General features: G+C 44.6%; 15 protein-coding genes. 12 read left to right on the forward strand and 3 right to left on the reverse strand.

The features are described from left to right. The first annotated feature begins 6 nt into the window (after positions 1-6). Together MHB43_RS16035 and MHB43_RS16040 are read left to right on the forward strand one after the other, a co-directional pair. Positions 7-498, forward strand: a complete 492-nt coding sequence (locus tag MHB43_RS16035) for an RNA polymerase sigma factor (protein ID WP_036615805.1) — start codon at positions 7-9, stop codon at positions 496-498. Then, positions 498-1,472: a hypothetical protein gene (locus MHB43_RS16040; RefSeq protein ID WP_405132339.1), complete on the forward strand. Its 975-nt coding sequence runs from the start codon at positions 498-500 to the stop codon at positions 1,470-1,472. The genes MHB43_RS16035 and MHB43_RS16040 overlap by 1 nt, the downstream gene beginning before the upstream one ends. 87 nt (positions 1,473-1,559) lie before the next feature. Here the strand turns inward: MHB43_RS16040 and MHB43_RS16045 are convergent, their stop codons facing one another. Continuing rightward, positions 1,560-2,126: a GNAT family N-acetyltransferase gene (locus MHB43_RS16045; RefSeq protein WP_405132340.1), complete on the reverse strand. Its 567-nt coding sequence runs from the start codon at positions 2,124-2,126 to the stop codon at positions 1,560-1,562. Positions 2,127-2,156: 30 nt separating this feature from the next. Further along, complete coding sequence (locus MHB43_RS16050) at positions 2,157-3,032, reverse strand: LysR family transcriptional regulator (RefSeq protein WP_405132436.1); 876 nt, start codon at positions 3,030-3,032, stop codon at positions 2,157-2,159. Positions 3,033-3,141: 109 nt separating this feature from the next. Here MHB43_RS16050 and MHB43_RS16055 point away from each other — a divergent pair, with 109 nt between their 5' ends. From MHB43_RS16055 to MHB43_RS16095, 9 genes are all read left to right on the forward strand, one after another. Continuing rightward, on the forward strand, positions 3,142-4,536 hold the full coding sequence (locus MHB43_RS16055) for an MFS transporter (protein ID WP_405132341.1): 1,395 nt from the start codon (positions 3,142-3,144) through the stop codon (positions 4,534-4,536). A gap of 398 nt (positions 4,537-4,934) precedes the next feature. Beyond that, positions 4,935-6,299 carry a cytochrome ubiquinol oxidase subunit I gene (locus MHB43_RS16060; RefSeq protein WP_405132342.1) on the forward strand — a complete coding sequence of 455 codons (1,365 nt, stop codon included), beginning with the start codon at positions 4,935-4,937 and terminating at the stop codon, positions 6,297-6,299. Further along, complete coding sequence (locus MHB43_RS16065) at positions 6,299-7,312, forward strand: cytochrome d ubiquinol oxidase subunit II (RefSeq protein WP_179088516.1); 1,014 nt, start codon at positions 6,299-6,301, stop codon at positions 7,310-7,312. The genes MHB43_RS16060 and MHB43_RS16065 overlap by 1 nt, the downstream gene beginning before the upstream one ends. Positions 7,313-7,326: 14 nt before the next feature. After that, the gene (cydD, locus tag MHB43_RS16070) at positions 7,327-9,153 is read left to right on the forward strand and encodes a thiol reductant ABC exporter subunit CydD (RefSeq protein WP_405132343.1); all 1,827 of its coding nucleotides are present in this window, start codon (positions 7,327-7,329) and stop codon (positions 9,151-9,153) included. Then, entirely contained in the window at positions 9,150-10,877 is a 1,728-nt protein-coding gene (cydC, locus tag MHB43_RS16075; RefSeq protein ID WP_405132344.1) for a thiol reductant ABC exporter subunit CydC, read from the forward strand. Before cydD ends, cydC begins: the two co-directional genes overlap by 4 nt. A 240-nt stretch (positions 10,878-11,117) precedes the next feature. Beyond that, the gene (locus MHB43_RS16080) at positions 11,118-11,813 is read left to right on the forward strand and encodes a response regulator transcription factor (RefSeq protein ID WP_405132345.1); all 696 of its coding nucleotides are present in this window, start codon (positions 11,118-11,120) and stop codon (positions 11,811-11,813) included. A gap of 2 nt (positions 11,814-11,815) precedes the next feature. Next, positions 11,816-13,063 (forward strand): ATP-binding protein, encoded by a 1,248-nt coding sequence (locus tag MHB43_RS16085; protein ID WP_405132346.1) that lies wholly within the window; start codon positions 11,816-11,818, stop codon positions 13,061-13,063. A 105-nt stretch (positions 13,064-13,168) separates the two neighbouring features. Continuing rightward, the gene (locus MHB43_RS16090) at positions 13,169-13,858 is read left to right on the forward strand and encodes an ABC transporter ATP-binding protein (protein WP_405132347.1); all 690 of its coding nucleotides are present in this window, start codon (positions 13,169-13,171) and stop codon (positions 13,856-13,858) included. Further along, the gene (locus tag MHB43_RS16095) at positions 13,851-16,511 is read left to right on the forward strand and encodes an ABC transporter permease (RefSeq protein WP_405132348.1); all 2,661 of its coding nucleotides are present in this window, start codon (positions 13,851-13,853) and stop codon (positions 16,509-16,511) included. The genes MHB43_RS16090 and MHB43_RS16095 overlap by 8 nt, the downstream gene beginning before the upstream one ends. Positions 16,512-16,704: 193 nt before the next feature. Here MHB43_RS16095 and MHB43_RS16100 read toward each other — a convergent pair whose 3' ends face one another. Continuing rightward, positions 16,705-16,980: a hypothetical protein gene (locus MHB43_RS16100; RefSeq protein WP_405132349.1), complete on the reverse strand. Its 276-nt coding sequence runs from the start codon at positions 16,978-16,980 to the stop codon at positions 16,705-16,707. A 187-nt stretch (positions 16,981-17,167) separates the two neighbouring features. On the opposite strand from MHB43_RS16100, the gene MHB43_RS16105 reads away from it, so the two are divergent. Further along, positions 17,168-18,784: a helix-turn-helix domain-containing protein gene (locus MHB43_RS16105; protein WP_405132350.1), complete on the forward strand. Its 1,617-nt coding sequence runs from the start codon at positions 17,168-17,170 to the stop codon at positions 18,782-18,784. The last annotated feature ends 16 nt before the right edge of the window (positions 18,785-18,800 follow it).

The following is an 18,800-nucleotide window of genomic DNA, read 5'->3' on the forward strand; positions in this document are numbered from 1 at the left end:
ACAACCATGCAGCGATCAGTGCCCCAGCTGGGCGATCATGTGATGAAAGTCTATGAGACATACGCGGATACGCTGTTCCGGATTGCCATGGTGCACCTCGGCAGACGAGAAGACGCGGAGGAAGCCACTCAGGATACCTTCATCAAACTAATAGAAAAAGCACCTACATTCAACGATGCGGAGCATCAGAAAGCATGGTTGATTCGGGTCATCACCAATCATTGCAAATCCTTATTAGGCAGAGGCTGGCGTAAACGGGAGGTCAAGCTGGAGGGAGTCGATCCTCTTACAACAGACAACCCTGAAGATCACGCGCTGATCGAACTCGTGCTGTCACTGCCTGTCAAGTATAGATCAGTGGTTCATCTGTATTATTACGAAGATTATCCGATCCGAGAAATCAGCGAGATCCTGGAGATTAGCGAGTCAGCGGTGAAAATGAGATTGAAACGTGGCAGACAGCTGTTAAAACTGGAGCTGGAAGGAGAGGAACTGTAATGAACGAAGAGCAATTCAAACAAAACTACAAGAAAGCGGTGGATCATATGAAAGCAAACGAACAAATGAAGAAACGAGTAGAGAAATCCTTAAACTCACAACATCAGGGACCAAAACGTCAACGTAAACCATTATACATTGCAGCAAGTGTCGTTATCGCTGCCAGCATTGGCTTGGCTGCGCCGAGTGTATGGCAACAATTCAATGGGCCAGCCGCACCAACACCACAGGTGGCAGGGGTTACCCCGGGCGCATCATTCGACCCGATTGTGATTCCGAAGATGGAGTTGCCGGATTCAAACGGCAAAGGTGCCAAGGCGAGCATGTTGCCAGTGGTTGTCTATGAGGGGAACGTCTATTTACAGTCCGCAACTTTACTTGAAGGCACCAGTGCGCTCAACCTGCGCGGCGAAAAACTCGGTACCACTACTGGCGGCATTGATGAGTGGAGCGGCCAGGATAAATACACGGAGCTTGCTTCCAACATTGGCGAAGCGGACATCTATGCGGTCAATGGCTATGACAAGGACTTCCGCATCATGTCATACACCGAGATCGATGGTCAGGTGTATGCTCAACTATTCGACAAAAATAACGGGATCACCATCAGTAGCGGAGCAGACATGATTGGAAAGCTTCATCTCGAAGGCAACATCACTTCTGCGCAATGGGAGACGTTCGACAGCTGGAACAACGGATTGCAGCAGCTTCAACCGTTAGCAGCGGATGAAGCACTGGACAGCTTTATCTCATCGCTAAATGCTGCCAAACCGATCGCAACGAGCCCGGAGTTGGAAGAGAACCTCTACGGCAAGGAAGATCGCAAGATCATCTATCTCACGCTGGAAGACAAAACGCAGGTCCCACTGGTTCTGTTTGGTGAAGAAGGTCTGGTTCGTTATGGTAATGTTCCGGCATTCCTGGAAGTGGAGAAAGGCGCATTTCAACCATTCTGGAACAGCTTGGGTGAGTAAGGCGAAGACAGTAATATGGATTCATGAAGAAGAGCGAACATGGCACGCAAGTGCTTTGTTCGCTCTTTTGAATATCGGTGGATTAGATTAATTAGAGTTTTTGTAATACACCAAGTGATCGGTCCATTCATTATTTTCGTGTATAAACCCTTTACGTAGACATTCAAATTCCATACCAACACTCTCTGCTAGTTTCATGGAAGGGGTATTATCCACATTAATATGAGCTTCTATGCGGTGGAATTTCAGATGTTCAAATGCAATATGAAGAGCTTCATTCACTGCTTCTTTCCCATAACCTTTTCGCCAATACTGATTATGGATCGTGTATCCGAAGCTTCCCCATTGAAAATGATCTCTTGCCAAGGTAGCAATATCAATCATACCCAGATGTGTACCATCATGCTTTCTAAACACACCAAATACATAAACGGCATCTGTACGCGCTAACTCTTGATGTCGATCTACCAGATCATGAAACCAATCCAGTGTACATTCACTCATATCCATTTTGCCTTTATCATGGCGGTGTTGGGAGGGATGACGGTTTTCGAATTCAAATAACCAATTTTCATAGTCTTCTTTCTGTAATGGTCTGATGACTAGCTGTTCTGTCTCTGAAATATGATTAAATTTTTCTGCTTTTAATTTCAAAATAACATCTCCTCTGGATTAAATTTATGCTCAAGACATAGCACTGAAATAGTCCATAACCACGCTGCGAAACTCTAAAGCGGCTTTTGAAATATACCTGTTTTTGTGCGAAAGCAGAGCGATTTCCCGAACGAGTTGGTGTTCCTCTACCTGAAGATATCTAATACGCTCATGCGGGTTTCTGGCTGTACTAGGTATAAACGCGAGACCGATCTCCGCTTCAACAAGGGCGGTTAATCTTGCAGGCTCATCACCTTCATACACATACTTCGGTAGGAAACCAACGGATTGACATGTGGAATCCACCATATCACGAACACCATAGCCTTGCTTTACCCCAACAAACCACTCGTCCTTAAGCTCGGCTAATTGAATGCTGCTTCGATCTGCATATCGATGACCCATAGGAACAGCGACTACAATCGGATCGTCATATAGGATCTGACATTCGATATCTTCACCTTGAATCGGAGGGGAGGATAGACAAAAGTCCACCTCGCCCCGATGTAGAAGTCTGGACATGTTTTCTAACGAAACCATTTGCACATGAAATTGAATGTCCGGTTTGTTTTTCCGGAATTCCCGTAGTATACCTGGCAAAGTACTTGCCGTAGTCACCGCCAATTGCAGTGTACCCTGATCCGGGTTGGAGAGGTCAGCGATTTCCCGCTTTCCTTGTTCCAATTCAAATAAGGCTTTTTCAGTTCGCTGAAGAAATGTTTTTCCAAAGTCGTTTAATCGCAGCTTTCTCCCGATTCGATCAAATAAAGGGACTCCGAGGTCATCCTCTAATCGTTGTATCGTTTTGCTCAGGGAGGATTGCGTGACATGCAGCTTTCCCGCAGCTTCCGTAACATGTTCGCATCGGGCCACCGTCAGGAAATATTTTAGTTGAAGAAGTTCCATTTGCACCATTCCTTCATTCCTTCTAGTTCATCAAATCATAACATATAATGCGTTGGAATAAATGAATGTTTTCAAGTAAGATGACAGCAGAAGAAGGAGTGATGCACCGATGAACGTTCGAAATAAAGGATTGATGTTAGCTGTTGGACTCGGAATTATGTTGAATCCGTTGAATTCCTCCATGATTTCGGTGGCTATTTCAAGATTACAACAAGTGTATCAACTTAATTTTACAGCCGTCTCGTGGATTATTTTATCATTTTACATTTCTAGTGCTGTCGCTCAACCCGTCATGGGCAAATGTAGTGATTTGTTTGGCCGCAGGAAGATATTCCTCATGGGTCTTATTATTGTTTTTGTATCATCCATGCTAGCTCCGTGGTCTCCCAGTTTTTCGTGGCTCATCGTATTCCGGATCGTTCAATCGATTGGCACAAGCATGATGGTGGCCGTCGGAATGGCGATTGTCAGAATTAACGTGACTAACAAGCAAGCCTCCGCCTTGTCCACCTTGGCTATATTCCTTTCTGGAGCGGCTGCGATCGGGCCCTTTATTGGTGGAGTATTGATTCATTGGTGGGACTGGCATAGCATATTCATCGTTAATATTCCGTTTGTCATGGCAAGTTTTTGGTTCGCCTGGAAAACAATCCCGAAGGACGAGCAATCCCCGTCTATCTCTGGTCACATGTCCATTCGGCAATGGCTTGCGTTAATTGACGCACCAGGCATCCTGATGTTTACGGTAGCCTTGGTAACTCTGCTCATCGGTTTACTTTCAGTAAATTCCACAAGAGAAATTTCAACATGGCATCTGCTGACAGGAGCGATCGGGTTAATCGCACTCGTTATGTTCATTCGACATGAATTAAAAGCAGTCACACCTTTCATCCCTCTGCGAACCTTTGCCACATATCCCGAAATGACTTGGGTGAATGTGCAATACATGCTGGTAAACATCCTGTTTTACGCACTATTTTTTGGAGTTCCTACGTATTTGAAGCAGATACGACATCTCAATGAAGTTCATACAGGAATAAGCATGCTGGCTTTGGGGTTATGTTCAGTCATTATTGCTCCGATTGCAGGGCGCTGGATTGACAGATCAGGATCACGGCCAGCGCTGATCGTATCCGCTTCTTTAATGACATTGGGCTCTATATTGATCGTTGTTATGAATGAAACTTCTCCAATCTTCATAATCATTGTTGCCTTAGCTTTATTTGGAATAAGTAACGGCCTAAACGCGGTTGGCATGCAAGCAGCACTGTTCAAAAGCACACCCAAAGAAATGATTGGAGTCGCATCGGGTATTTTTAATACATCACGCTACCTGGGGACCATCTTATCGTCGTTATTCATTGGAATTGTTATGGGAGATACATTTAATGTGACAGGATTTCACATGCTTGGCATCATCCTTACGGTATTAGCTGCATCATTGATCATCATGAGCGTACGTCGCGAGGCAGGTGCGGTGAGTCCGGAGCAAGTAAGCAAGTAAATAGCGAATCTGCCGTGCAATAGCACGTTTACACCCAATGAATCAATAGCTCCATTGGGTGTATTTTTTGTTTTTCACCAAGTTGTCAGAAAGAGTTGATCCTTTCTTGAACGTTTAGGGTAGAAGACGTGTCTTTGATTGAATTAGGTAAAAATAAAGATATAATAATTTTGATTAATAGGCTTGGTCAGTACTTGAAGTGCATCAATATCAGATTTTCATAGGCATCCAGCGCTTGTTATAATCGGGAGCCAACAGGAGTAAACGCATTAAAGGTGTGGCAAGATATCGTCGTACCTAACTTTGTGAAATATTTCGCAACTATGCATTGAGCTTGGCCGAAGCTGATATTGAATGTTTCAAAATTGAACAGAGTTTGAAGGGAGGCATTATAACGAATGGTTATTGATACGGTGTTATGGAGCAGGCTGGTGACTGGTTTGACGCTCGGGTTCCACGTTATTTTTGCAACACTTGGTGTCGGCGTACCTTTGATGATCGCTATTGCAGAATTCATCGGCATTCGGAAGAAAGATCACCATTACATACTTATGGCGAAGAGGTGGTCACGAGGGTTTGTTATTTCTGTCGCGGTTGGTGTCGTAACAGGCACAGCGATATCGCTGCAGTTGGCCCTGGTATGGCCGAATTTTATGAAGCTGGCCGGGAATGTCATTGCACTGCCACTATTTATGGAAGTATTCGCGTTCTTTTTTGAAGCCATCTTCCTGGGCATTTACCTGTATACGTGGGATCGGTTCAAAAATCCGTATATCCACTGGTTGCTGACCATTCCAATTGTCGCCGGGGCAGGTATGTCTGCTGTTTTTATTACAACAGTGAACGGATTCATGAACCAGCCTGAAGGCTTTGTGATGGAAGCAGGCCAATTCATGGCAGTGAACCCCGTACAAGCGATGCTGAATACGGCGACGTTCTCTAAAGTGTTCCATGTATTAAGCTCAGCTTATCTGACAGGAGCTGCCCTGTTAGCAGGAATAGCAGCCTTTGCAATGCTGAGAAAAGGAGTGTCAGCCTACCACAAAAAAGGCTTGAATCTCATGATGGCCGTTGTGCTGGTATTCAGTTTATTAAATTCCTTAGCTGGAGATGTATCTGCCAAGTTTTTGGCTGAGCATCAACCGGAGAAGCTCGCAGCTGCCGAGTGGCATTTCGAGACGGAAAGCGGAGCGGATTTGATTTTTTTGGGATGGCTGAATGCTGAACATGAAATTATAGGCGCACTACATTTGCCGAAGGTGCTCAGTTTCCTTGCCTTTGGAGACTTTAACGCCGAGGTAACCGGGCTGAACGAATTTCCACCAGATGAGCATCCACCCTTACTTGTGCATTATTTGTTTGATCTAATGGCTGGAATTGGATTTGCTCTGCTTGCTATATCAAGTCTGTACTTCCTGTTTGTATTCTGGAAGAAACGAAATCAGTTTAACAAGTGGATGCTTCGTATGGTTGCACTCAGTGCACCGCTTGCTTTTCTGGCCGTTGAGATGGGCTGGTTCTATGCCGAAGTGGGACGGCAGCCATGGATCATCCGAGGTTATATGCGAGTGGAAGAGGCCGCTACTTCTTCACCGAGTGTGAGAATTTTATTTTTCGTCTTCTTGCTTCTCTACATCCTGCTAGGCGTTATGTGTGTCGTCGTATTGAGACGGTTGTTCAATAATAATCCTGCTGAACTCGAGATGGAGAAATGGTTGAAGGAGAAGCATGATCAAACAGCCGAGAAAGGGGGCCAGGCATAATGAGTTATGAATTAATTGGTATTTCGGTACTCTGGCTGTTCTTGTACGGCTATCTTATTGTAGCTTCCATTGATTTTGGAGCAGGTTTCTTTGCCTTTTATGCACGCCTGACGAAGCAGGATCACCTGATTAATCGTCTGATCTCCCGTTATCTATCACCTGTCTGGGAGATCACCAATGTATTTTTTGTCTTTTTCTATATTGGCATCGTCGGATTTTTCCCGGACACGGCCTATTATTATGGCTCCGCGCTGCTTGTTCCGGGAAGTATTGCCGTCATTTTACTTGCCATTCGTGGTTCATTCTATGCTTTCGAAAATTATGGTTCCAAAAAAAGTATCGTGTATTTGTTCTTATACGGAGCTACGGGTCTACTTATTCCAGCGTCATTGTCAGTGGCACTGACCCTGTCTGAAGGTGGCTTTATTTTGAAGCAGGGAGATACCGTTTCCCTCGATTACTGGGCACTATTTACGAATCCATTATCGTGGAGCATCGTTGGACTAGCCATCGTGTCCGTATTGTTCATTAGCGGGTCATTTCTCACATTTTACGCTTCTCGCGCAGAGGACCATTCGGCATTGAAGCTGATGCGGAATTATGCTTTGTTCTGGAGCACACCGACCATTATTCTCGCGCTGACTGCATTTATATATTTGGGTCAACACAATGAGCGTCATTTTCAAAATATGATGGATTTATGGTGGCTGCTGGCGCTTTCTGTTGCGTTTTTCATGATTGCCATGTGGCTGTTATATAACGGACGGCGTTACGGATTAGCTTTTATATGCATCATGCTGCAATTTTTCACAGCCTTTTTCGCTTACGGGATTGGGCAATATCCTTACATTCTTGATCCATACATCACGATTCAGAGCAGCGCCACACCACCTGCAATGGGATTTGCACTCGTCGTAGTGTTTATCGGTGGTCTGTGCCTGTTAATTCCTTCTCTGATTCTGGTCTTCAAACTGTTCCTGTTTGATGCGGATTATGTGAAAGGGAAAAAATAAAGGAGGAGCGTTCAATGAAGAGGAGAGCCAAATCCAATCTGATCTCGCAGCAAATGTCTTTACAACGAAAAAACAGACTTCTCCTTGCGGTCATTTCGCTGGCCCTTGGTGTAGCTATTGTAAGCCAGGCCACCTTGGTAGCTGAAGCAGTCCAGCGAATCTTTGTAGAGAAAGCTTCCTTTTCATCAGTGATGCTGTTGCTTGGCCTATTGCTGGCTGTCATGGCTGTACGCTCACTGTTGTCGTATGGTAATGGGAAAGTGGGCTTGCATATGGCAGCACGCGCCAAGACGAATATGCGAGCATCTGTGTTGCAGAACCTGACCCGCGCTTCCATGCCTTCAACCCTGAGTGGACAGACGGGAGGAAAGGTCAGTGTTGCTTTGGATGCTGTGGATGAGGCTGACAGTTATTTCAGTCAATATATGCCTCGAATGATGGAAGCCGCGATGATCCCGATTCTGATTCTGGTTGTTACATTTACGCAGCACGCCAACACAGGCTGGATTATGCTATTCACGGCACCGTTTATCCCACTGTTCATGATTTTGGTGGGGCTCCAGACGAAGAACAAATCAGAAGAAAAATACGCCCAACTGGCCGAGTTTTCCGGTACGTTTCTGGATTCGCTTCAAGGGCTGGTTACGTTAAAAATATTCGGACGGGCTAAACGTCAGCAGCAGGAAATTGAACGCAGCAGTCTGGGGTATCGTGATGCCACCATGGGAATTTTGAAGATTGCATTTACAAATACGTTTATGCTGGAATCAATCGTGATGTTAAGCATTGGTATTGTCGCGCTTGAACTGGCTATTCAGTTACTCGTTTTCAAATCGATGAGCTTCCACACAGCCTTTCTCGTGTTGTTACTCGTCCCTGAGTTTTACAGTCTGTTGAAGAATACGGGAACGGCTTTTCACAGCGGTCGAACCAGTATGGGGGCCATTCGTAAGGTGGAACAAATGCTTGAGGAAACAAGTATCAAGAGCACACAAACGAAGCCTGAGAATGTTGAGAAGGCCACACATACCAGTGATACTAATGGTCAGATCGTGCAGCAGACTGGGGTACACGCCCCTCGCGCCGAGTTCATAACAATGCCACCAACCATTGAACTGAACGATGTCCGGTTCCAGTACGCTCCTGATTCCTTTGGACTAGAGACAGGACAAATCTTGATTGGACCGGGAGAACAGATCGCTATTGTAGGTAAAAGTGGCTCAGGTAAAACCACGCTGCTTCATCTCATTGCCGGTTTACTGAAACCAGATTCGGGAGCGGTTCTGGTTAACGGAAGCGAGATTTCACAACATGATGAGGCTGCATGGTTTGAACGTGTTAGCTACATTACACAGCATCCGTATATTTTTGCAGGTACATTTGCCGAAAATATCGCGATTGGCGCGGGTCGGAATGTCTCCAGAGCTGAAATTGAGCAGGCGGCAGAAGAAGCAGGGCTTGCTGGCGTTGTTGCACAATTGGAGCAGGGCTTGGATACGTTTGTTGGTGAAGGTGGCCGGGGGCTGTCTGGCGGGGAAAAGCAAAGACTTGCTTTGGCACGTGCTTTTCTGAAGCGACCAGCTGTCATTTTGTTCGATGAACCCACCGTAGGATTGGATTTGCACACCGAGCGGGTAATGCAACAATCCATTGCGGCATTAGCCAAAACGGCAACGATGATTACGGTGGCACACCGTTTATATACAATTCAACATGCGGACAACATTTTGTTTATGGACAATGGGGTGTTGGTGGATTCAGGACATCATGAAGCGCTTCTGGCGCGCCTGCCTCAATATGCGGAGATGGTGGATATGCAACGGAAAGGAGGGTTAGCATGAATGAGCTGACGATTCTGTCAAAAGCGATGATTCATGAGCGCAAGGATATCTTGCTTTCGATATTGGGCGGATTTATCGCCGGCATAGCAGGGGTAGCTCTTTTTTCCGCGAGTGGGTATATGATATCGCAAACGGTATTTGCGCCACCGCTGTACACCTTAATTGTACTCACTTCCATGGTCAAACTGCTCGGTTTCCTTCGAGCGGCAAGTCGTTACGGAGAACGCTTGTATTCCCACAGGGCGACATTCTCCATGCTGAGCCGCTTGCGGACGTCCTTTTTTTCCAAACTGATCCCGGTAACGCCAGGTATATTGAACAAAAACCGAAGCGGGGATTTGCTTGCACGGATTGTAGGTGATGTGGAAAGCTTGCAAAATTACTTTTTGCGGGTCGCGTATCCACCCATCATGGTTGTTATGGTGTTTTTGGCTACCATGCTGTTCACTACAGCCTTTTCAATCTGGATTGCGTGTTTGTTAGTACTAGGCATGCTGATCACGGCATTTGTTGTACCAGGGATTGTCTTGTTAGGTCAGCGAAAAATACATGGACGTGTCCGCCAGCAACGGGCCTTGCTGTCCACGGAAGTAACCGAAGTGTTGTATGGTTTCCGAGATTTGAAAGTATACGGCCAATTGGAACAGCGTGAGCAACAGCTTCAGCAGGCTTCCGCTGCATTGGCAACGGAACAGAAACAAGCCGCTTCGCACCTGCTGCGCGGGCAATCCATGCACGTTTTTGTGACGTATCTTGTTACATGGGGTGTGTTAGCACTCAGCGCCTTCTTAATTGTGAACGGAGCGTTTGCCGGTGTATTTCTCGCCATGTTGATCCTGGCCACGCAGACCGTGTTCGAAGAAGCTGCCGCAATGGCTATATTGCCTCTATATAAACAGGACAGTGAACACGCCGCTCAGCGACTGGCGGAAACGGTGCCAACCTCCGATGTGCAACCTGTACAGCCAAGCGGTGAAGTGTCAGCCGATCAGCCGGTTTCGATTGACCTATCCGTTGTTAACTTCCAATATGAAGGGGAATGGAGACCGGCGCTGAGGGAGCTCTCCCTGCAACTTGCAGCAGGTTCCAAAACAGCAATTGTCGGGCCGAGCGGTTCAGGTAAGTCAACGATTATCGATTTGTTACTCAAGCTGCGTGCACCAACGTCTGGCGATATACGATTAAACGATGTTCCGGTGCAGGAACTGAATGAAGAGAGCATATGGCAAAGGGCAAATGTTGTGTTGCAGCAAAGTCATTTTTTCCGGGGAACCATCCGGGACAACCTGTTGCTGAATGGAGAAGGACATTCAGATGAACAACTGTCGGCTGTGCTGGATAAAGTCCAACTGCCAAATAAGTTGTTGAGTGATTTGGTCTATGAAAAAGGGGAGAACCTGTCGGATGGTGAGAAGCAGCGGCTGGCTCTAGCACGGGCCATGCTGCGCAAAGGACGGTTATGGCTTCTGGACGAGCCAACTTCTTCGTTGGATTACGTCACAGAGAAACATGTGCTCCAGCATCTTCTTGCACAAGCATCCGAAGATACATTTCTTCTGATCTGCCATCGGCTGACGGGATTGGAAGAGATGGATCGGATTGTGGTCATGGACCAAGGCAAGATTGTAGAATCGGGTTCTTTCTCCGAGCTGATGGAGCAAAAAGGTTATTTTTATGAAATGAAACAAATTGAACGACAAATGATTGGAGACGTCGGGGCGTAAAAACGTAAGATTATTCCTACTAAAGGTGTCGATAGTACTTCATAACAGGCTAAAGAACATTACTGACGTTATCTGTTCTCATCAGTAAGTCGTTCTTTAGTCTTTTTACTGATCATCGAGAACATCGTAAAGTGAGCAGACATTCACTTCTATGATCTCAATTGATGTATAATGACGCAGGAACTCTATAATCAAAATGAATTAAATACAAATTCAAACTCGCATGAGCTGAGGTGTACGATGAATCGCTTATTACTCGTAGAAGATGATGAAAATCTGGTGTTTGGTATTCAATATACACTGTCCAATGAAGGATATGAGGTCGTTGTGGCGGGTAGCTTGGAAGAAGCTAGACAGGCACTGCAGGCAGAGTCGATCGATCTGATTTTATTGGACGTCACTTTGCCTGATGGATCGGGATATCAACTGTGCAGTGAGATTAGGGTAACGTCGCAAGTGCCCATAATCTTTTTGACGGCTTTGGATGAGGAAGCAAACGTGGTCGCAGGGCTTGATCTCGGAGCAGACGACTATGTAACCAAGCCTGTTCGTACCAAAGAACTTATATCACGAATTAAAGCCGTATTACGACGTAACAACAAGGGAAAACAAGAAGTAAGCTTATGGATGTCCGATAGCATCCAGGTGCGTATTTTAGAAGGAACTGTACTCAAAAACAATAGCGAAATTACACTAACGACGCTTGAATACCGACTATTATTGATGTTGATCTCTAATCCGAAGCAGATATGCAGCAGAAGTTCAATTCTGAATCATCTCTGGGATCTCTCGGGCGACTTCATTGATGATAATACGCTCTCTGTCCATATCCGCAGATTAAGAGAGAAGGTCGAAGATATTCCTGCAGCACCACAATATATCGTAACCGTTCGGGGGATCGGGTATAAATGGAATGTGGAAGTTATAGGGAGATGAACATGATCGAAGTTTTGCGAAATCCAGAGTGGAAATCTATCGCCATTAAAGTACTTGCTCTGCAAGTTCTTTTGTCGTTTATGATGTTTTTATACATGCAACATCAAGTTGATAGCATCAATACAACTATCGTGAATCAGAATAGCGCCCTAATCGGACATTTGTTGATGAAGGATCCCCAGTTGGAGAATGAGGTGATTCACTTTGTTACCCAAGGAGCCCATACCGATGATATCACTGAGGGGCAACGTATCCTTGCACAATACGGATATCAGGCGGGTATGTCTTTAGAAGATCAGCCGGCTCTTTCAGGACTAGCATTACCCTTAAAAACAGCGACTCAAGTATTGTTGTTCTTGATCCCACTCATGGTATTGCTTCTGTGGGAGTATCGTAAATTTTTTGTGAAAGTCAGAACGATTTCCCATGCGGCCGAGCAGGTTGTGGAACTGCAATTTGATAAAAAACTGCCTGAGACGGAGGATGGAGACTTCGGCTCACTTGGCCGGAGCTTCAATGCGATGGCTGAAAGACTAACTAACAGCCTGGAGCTACTCCAGCAGGAAAAAACCTTCTTGCGCAATCTGTTATCCGACATTTCCCACCAACTCAAAACACCCCTGTCTTCTCTGATAGTGTTCAATGAAAATCTGCTGAATGATCCCGGGATGAAAGAAGAAATGAGAATGACGTTTCTGGAACGAAGTCGGCAGCAGCTTGATCGAATGGAATGGCTCATCATCAGCCTGCTCAAGCTGGCACGAGTCGAAGCGGGAGCAATTGGATTTCGTAAAGAAAGGATCGAGCTAAGGGAGATGGTGGAGAGCGTTGTCTATTCACTCCGGACGGTAGCAGACCAGAAGCGGCAAAACATAACCATCCTTGGAAGTGAGAATGCGTTTGTGCAAGCAGATGAAGAATGGCTTAAGGAAGCTGTCATGAATTTGATAAAAAATGCACTGGAACACACCCCGCCAGAGGGGAAGGTTCGAATCCATTTGGAGGAAAATGCACTGTTTGATACAATCATTATTCAGGACAACGGCGAAGGTATTCATCCCGATGATATACCTCACATTTTCAAACGATTCTATAAAGGCAAGAACCATAACAAGCCCAACAGTATAGGGATTGGTCTGGCTTTGACCAAATCGATCATTGAGGAACAACACGGGATCATTACGGTGGAGAGTGTGCCTCAAGAAGGAACGACATTCAGAATTTCGTTTTTCAAAAAAGAGTGGACTTAAGAAGAAGCTTACGAAAATGTAAGCTTCTTCTTCACTTCAACGTAAGCTTCCACACCTATAATAACAATCAAGCAATGTTAATCATACAACTGGAGGTACAACAGGGTGGAAATTTTGAAGACCGAACATTTATGTAAAATATACGGAAGTGCTGAGTCTAGGGTGGAAGCATTGAGAGATGTTAATCTGTCCGTCAATCAAGGAGAATTCGTTGCGATCGTGGGCGCCAGCGGATCTGGCAAAAGCTCACTGCTGCATCTGCTCGGGGGAGTGGATCAACCAACAAGTGGCCAAGTCATTATTGACGGTATGGATCTGTATTCTCAAAGTGAAAATGAACTAGCTGTGTTCAGAAGACGCAAAATCGGTTTTATTTTTCAATCGTATAACTTGATCCCGGTGTTAACTGCGGAAGAAAACATTAAATTGCCGATGCTGCTTGAGAATAAACATGTGGATGATGGTTATCTTGAGGAATTATTGAGCGTGCTGGGACTCAGCGATCGAAGGCAGCATCTTCCGTCCCAATTATCAGGCGGGCAACAGCAGCGAACTGCAATTGGACGCGCATTGATCAATAAACCATCGATTATTCTGGCGGATGAACCAACCGGCAATCTGGATAGCAAGAACAGTAAAGAGATTGTGGATCTTCTTACCTTCTCCGTCAGAAAATACAATCAAACCTTGATTATGATCACACATGATTTGAATGTGGCCCAGAGAGCTGACCGTGTTGTAAATATAAAAGATGGTACACTCTTGCAGCAAACAGGGGTGAAAGATCGTGAATAAATATACCAGTCTTACCCAAAAATATTTACTAGGGCAGAAAAAAAGATCAATACTAACGATCGTTGGCATTATTTTGTCTGTGACTCTACTTACAGCCATAGGAACCATTGGCCTTAGCTTCAGAGACAAGGTGGTTCGTCAAACCGTTCAAGAGTACGGGGATTACCATGTTTCTTTTAACGGATTACCGGGAGAAGCAGTCTCAAAAGTCGTCAATAACGCATCCGTAGAGAGTGCTGGGATCATTAGCAGAGAAGGTTATTCGGTCATCAGCAAAACGAGTGAGAAAGAAAAGAAGGAAAACCCGTTTGCTGCACCTTATCGGTATTTGAATCTCAAAGGTTATGATGCCGATGCGATGAACATGCTCCAGGTTCAGCTGGATTCGGGCAGGCTGCCGAAAAATTCGCATGAAGTTATTCTTTCGACCTGGAGTCTGGATCGTTTTGCGACCAAACCAAAGCTTGGAGATTCGATTACCCTGAGTCTGGGAGAACGAACTGTCGCATCAACCGGGGAGATCAAACCGATCAATGGTCTGGGTGATTTTGGCTGGGATCTAGATGAAGGCTTTCGTCCCCAAAAAGAGAGAGAATTCACCGTTGTGGGATTTATGAAGACAGGTAGTAACGCTTCGTGGTCTTCCAGCTTCATCTTTCCAGCCATCACGTATGAAGATAAAGTGAAAACCGATGCGGATAAAAATTATTTTATTTATGTCAAAATGAAATCGATGAATCAGATTCAGGCAAAGACGGAAGCGATGATATCTGCATTGAAGCTAGAGCAAGTGGATCAAGGCTCTGCCATAGCGCTGGATAAGGATAATCAATATAAAAATATTCGTGTCGATTATAATAATGAACTGCTTAAGTTGTTTGGTAAAAGCACCTATGAAGGTGTAAACCATAGTTTGTTATATGCATTCGCAGCAATCATCATTATTATTATGGGTTGTACGAGTGCAGTGATATATAATACGTTTCATATTTCTGTTCTGGAGCGGACCTCGCAATTCGGAATGCTGCGGTGCATTGGGGCTACCCCATCACAAATACGTAAATTGGTTCTCAAAGAGGCTACAATACTGAGTCTAATTGGTATTCCTGTTGGATTATTGATGGGAACTGTTTTTATGAAGCTTCTGTTTTACAACATCAGCTTTTTGGCGTTGGGATTTCTGAATGATATGAAAATGGTCATCTCCCTACCAATTTTGATCATAGCTGGTGCGTTGGGATTATTGACTGTTTATCTGTCTGCTATCGGACCTGCGAGACTGGCAGCGAAGGTATCCCCACTTGAGGCGGTGCTTAGCTCGGGAGGCACGAAAGTGGAGAACGTAACATCTGTCCGGAAATCAAAACTGCTGGGGAAGCTGTTGGGTATCGAAGGACAGTTTGCTAATCGGAACATCAGGCGGAACAAAAAGCGCTTCCGCATCACTGCCTTTTCCATAGTGGTCAGCATGATTCTATTTATTGTTTTTAGCGGACTAGCTGGTTTGTTGGGGCAACCATCTCAATCAGGTACCAATTATTCCTACTCGGTTATCTATGAAGGACCTTCCAAACGGATCGATGATTCCGTATATTCTGACATTGTTAAGCTTGATGCAGTTGAACATGCCTATCCGTATTACAATAATCAAGTGATGGCTATCTTTCCGAAAGAAAAAATTAATCCCAAGTATTATGAACTCCGTCCGGGAATGTATTCTGTTGAAGAGGGAGGGGGGTACCGCACAGACAACAATTACCTTGAATCCTATGGAGATAACGGACTCGATGCTCTGAAACCCAGACTAACGGCTGGTAAGATCGACAAAGAGAAGATGAACCGGGAAAATGGCGTTATCGTCAATCAGAAATTAAGTATGATAACAGAGGATGGAAGACAGATTGTTATGGATCAAACCCAACTCAAGGTTGGGGATCACATCAAAGTACGTAGCTTGGAATTGGGCGAGAAGGGCCGTGGTTACACAACACTGACGGTAACAGGAATTGTTGATCAAGGCTTGTTGTCGAGCAGCTATAATGAGAGTTCAATGATTGAATTCATAACGACGCCTGAAGTCGTAGAGAAGGTTACAGGGAACGATACGTACTCCAGAATCTTTATTCTTGCCAAAACCGATATTTCCAACAAACCAATTACGGACTATCTCAAAACCCTGCCCCAAAAAGATGCAGGTTACAGCTACACAGATAAGGTGGAGCAACTTGCCCAAGCCAAAAACGACACCACAACCGCAAAGATCTTTTTGTATGGTTTTATGGGTGTCATTGTCCTGATTGCGTTCCTGAATATACTTAACACCGTCAGCACCAATCTCATTCTACGAACCAAAGAATTTGCGGTGCTCAAAGCGATCGGCATGACACAGCGTAATGTAGGGAAAATGATCCTGTTGGAAGGCGTTTTATACAGCCTTTACTCTGCGCTATATGGTAGTATATTCGGAATAGCACTAAGCTATGGGATACATCATCTCTTCAAAGGTGCTTTCGACGTAGGTTGGGCCATTCCATGGTCTAGTATTGTTCTTGCATGTGCAGGTGCCATAGCAACAACACTCGTTGCTACAGCTTGGCCGATGTATCGATTAAACCAAACAAGTATCGTAGAGGCATTGAGAAAGGAAACCTAGAGAAACTGGAGAGCTATAAAATAGAATCCCTTAAAAAAGTCGCATAAATAGCTTGCGACTTTTTTTGTTTTAAGAAGCTTAGTTCTTATGCGGTACTCAGAAGAACACCTCATAATTGTACTCAACATGAAAATCAAACAACGATTGAATGTGTTCCAGTTCACTTGTCTTTTCTTACGTCTTGTAAACACTTTTACATAACAGCAGATGATTCAGACGCGTTATTTTTCTTCGCAAGCGGCTTTTTCTTTAGTGTCCTATCATACAGATATGGTTTTCCGTGATATTCCCGTGCATGCTTTTGTTTCTGCTTTTTATGTATATCAACCTTGATCTCCAGATTGGCAACGTTATTCTGGAATTCAGAAGCAACTCGTTTGCACCATTTCAATCCACTTTCTTCAGATGCACTGAAATGCACGCGTAATAGATATCCGTTCACTGTTAATTCAAACTTGTATAAATTCATGATATGTATCCTTTCCAGACGGGCATGTTATGCTACACCAAATACGATAATCTGATTATAACAGGAACATACGTTCTGTAAAAGTGTTATTTATGATACCCGCAATGTAATAAGGTTCGCTAGACATCTTTGCAAGAGTTCGTTTAATGGTAAAATATCTAAAAATGGTTCATGTTGGGGGATACGCATGTATAAACTGATGATCGTAGATGATGAATTGCTCATGCGGGTTGGAATTCGTTCCATGCTGAATTGGGAAGAGTACAATTTCTATGTTGTTGGTGAAGCGGGAAATGGAAAAGAGGCACTAAGCCTTGCGCTTGAAGTGATGCCTGATCTAATCATTACAGATATTAAGATGCCGATTATGGATGGGCTGCAGCTTATACAAGAGGCCTCCTGCGTACTGAAAACCTGTAAGTATGTCATCCTGAGTAATTTTGACGAATTTCATTATGTGAAAGAGGCGCTAAAACTTGGTGCTTCAGATTACTTGATTAAAAGTGAGATCACCGAATCCTCCCTTATTGACCTACTGAGCGCGGTTGGACAGAAACTTCAAAGTGAACATGTTCACCCAACCAACACACCCTCTATGACACAGGACTATTCCAAGAGCCTAAGATATCTGAAGGATAGTTTCTTCCAAGATATTGTAAGCGGATTCATTAGTGAGGAGGATATCGTCACCAAAGCGGAAGAACTGCATTTTCGTATACGTTCTGACCAGTTGGTTGTTATAAAGTTCATCGTGAATTATTACGAGGATGCAAAGCGGAAATATGTAGAGAAGGGGGAAAAGCTGCTCCGATTTTCGATTCTTAATATTATGGAAGAGATTATTCCTTCGAAATGGGAGAAAGAGATTTTTGTTGAAAGTTCCTCAGAATATTGGGTGATCGTCAATGTACTTCCTGAGAGCCCATCTGTACACGCCGACTTGAATAAACTATGTAATAAATTGCTGTCTTCAATCAAGGATTTTATGAATCTATCGCTCACGGCTGGGGTAAGTAGAATGACTTCCGGGTTCCTTCACATCAGGAAGGCCTGCCAAGAGGCAGAAACGGCTCTACAACAGGGTTTCTTCACAGGAAGCAACCAGGTGTTGTATTACGAAGATATGGTTCAATCCCCAGATCGACATGAGATTAAGGGGGCTTTAAGCCCGCAACAAGAACGAGATTTGTTGAAGTTGTGGGTAAGCAAAGACAACCAAAAGGCGGAAGAGTTCCTGGAAGGAATCCGATCCAATCTGGAACAGCTACGAGCAGATGAGAATAGCATTCGCAAGCAATATATCATGGTAATGGAAACGATACACTCCCATCTATCCCGTGCTACGGAAAGAGGTGCCCCTTCTTTAACAGAAAAATCGCCCTATGAAATCGTTCTCAAGGGGGAGTATTGGGAGGATATTCACCAAGATATGCTTGCTCATATTGCGTATTACTTCCAAACCGATTCCCAAATCAAACAGGAAAGCACGTACACCGATCTCGCTACTGAATTGATCGACAAGTATTATGCGGAAGATATCTCACTACAAAGTATCGCTAGCCAAATCAGTGTGAATCCGTCGTATCTCAGCCGTGTGTTCAAACAGGAACGAGGAGAGAACTTTATCACGTACTTGACCCGAGTTCGAATTGAACATGCCAAGGCGTATCTATTGAGCAGAGGAATGAGAGTGTATGAAATCGCAGAAAAGGTGGGCTACCATAATTACACGTACTTCAGTAAGATTTTCAAAAAATCGGTAGGGGTCACTCCTGAGGAATATCGAGAATTACAGCAGGGATGAATGTAATCGGTGAATA

The sequence above is a fragment of the Paenibacillus sp. FSL H8-0317 genome (assembly GCF_045040685.1).
GTDB lineage: Bacteria > Bacillota > Bacilli > Paenibacillales > Paenibacillaceae > Paenibacillus.

Bases quoted from the DNA above. Each gene is read 5' to 3' on its own strand.
- MHB43_RS16035 (WP_036615805.1), top strand. From the start codon at position 7: ATGCAGCGATCAGTGCCCCAGCTGGGCGATCATGTGATGAAAGTCTAT.
- MHB43_RS16040 (WP_405132339.1), top strand. From the start codon at position 498: ATGAACGAAGAGCAATTCAAACAAAACTACAAGAAAGCGGTGGATCAT.
- MHB43_RS16050 (WP_405132436.1), bottom strand. From the start codon at position 3,032: ATGGAACTTCTTCAACTAAAATATTTCCTGACGGTGGCCCGATGCGAA.
- MHB43_RS16055 (WP_405132341.1), top strand. From the start codon at position 3,142: ATGAACGTTCGAAATAAAGGATTGATGTTAGCTGTTGGACTCGGAATT.
- MHB43_RS16060 (WP_405132342.1), top strand. From the start codon at position 4,935: ATGGTTATTGATACGGTGTTATGGAGCAGGCTGGTGACTGGTTTGACG.
- MHB43_RS16065 (WP_179088516.1), top strand. From the start codon at position 6,299: ATGAGTTATGAATTAATTGGTATTTCGGTACTCTGGCTGTTCTTGTAC.
- cydD (WP_405132343.1), top strand. From the start codon at position 7,327: ATGAAGAGGAGAGCCAAATCCAATCTGATCTCGCAGCAAATGTCTTTA.
- cydC (WP_405132344.1), top strand. From the start codon at position 9,150: ATGAATGAGCTGACGATTCTGTCAAAAGCGATGATTCATGAGCGCAAG.
- MHB43_RS16080 (WP_405132345.1), top strand. From the start codon at position 11,118: ATGAATCGCTTATTACTCGTAGAAGATGATGAAAATCTGGTGTTTGGT.
- MHB43_RS16085 (WP_405132346.1), top strand. From the start codon at position 11,816: ATGATCGAAGTTTTGCGAAATCCAGAGTGGAAATCTATCGCCATTAAA.
- MHB43_RS16100 (WP_405132349.1), bottom strand. From the start codon at position 16,980: ATGAATTTATACAAGTTTGAATTAACAGTGAACGGATATCTATTACGC.
- MHB43_RS16105 (WP_405132350.1), top strand. From the start codon at position 17,168: ATGTATAAACTGATGATCGTAGATGATGAATTGCTCATGCGGGTTGGA.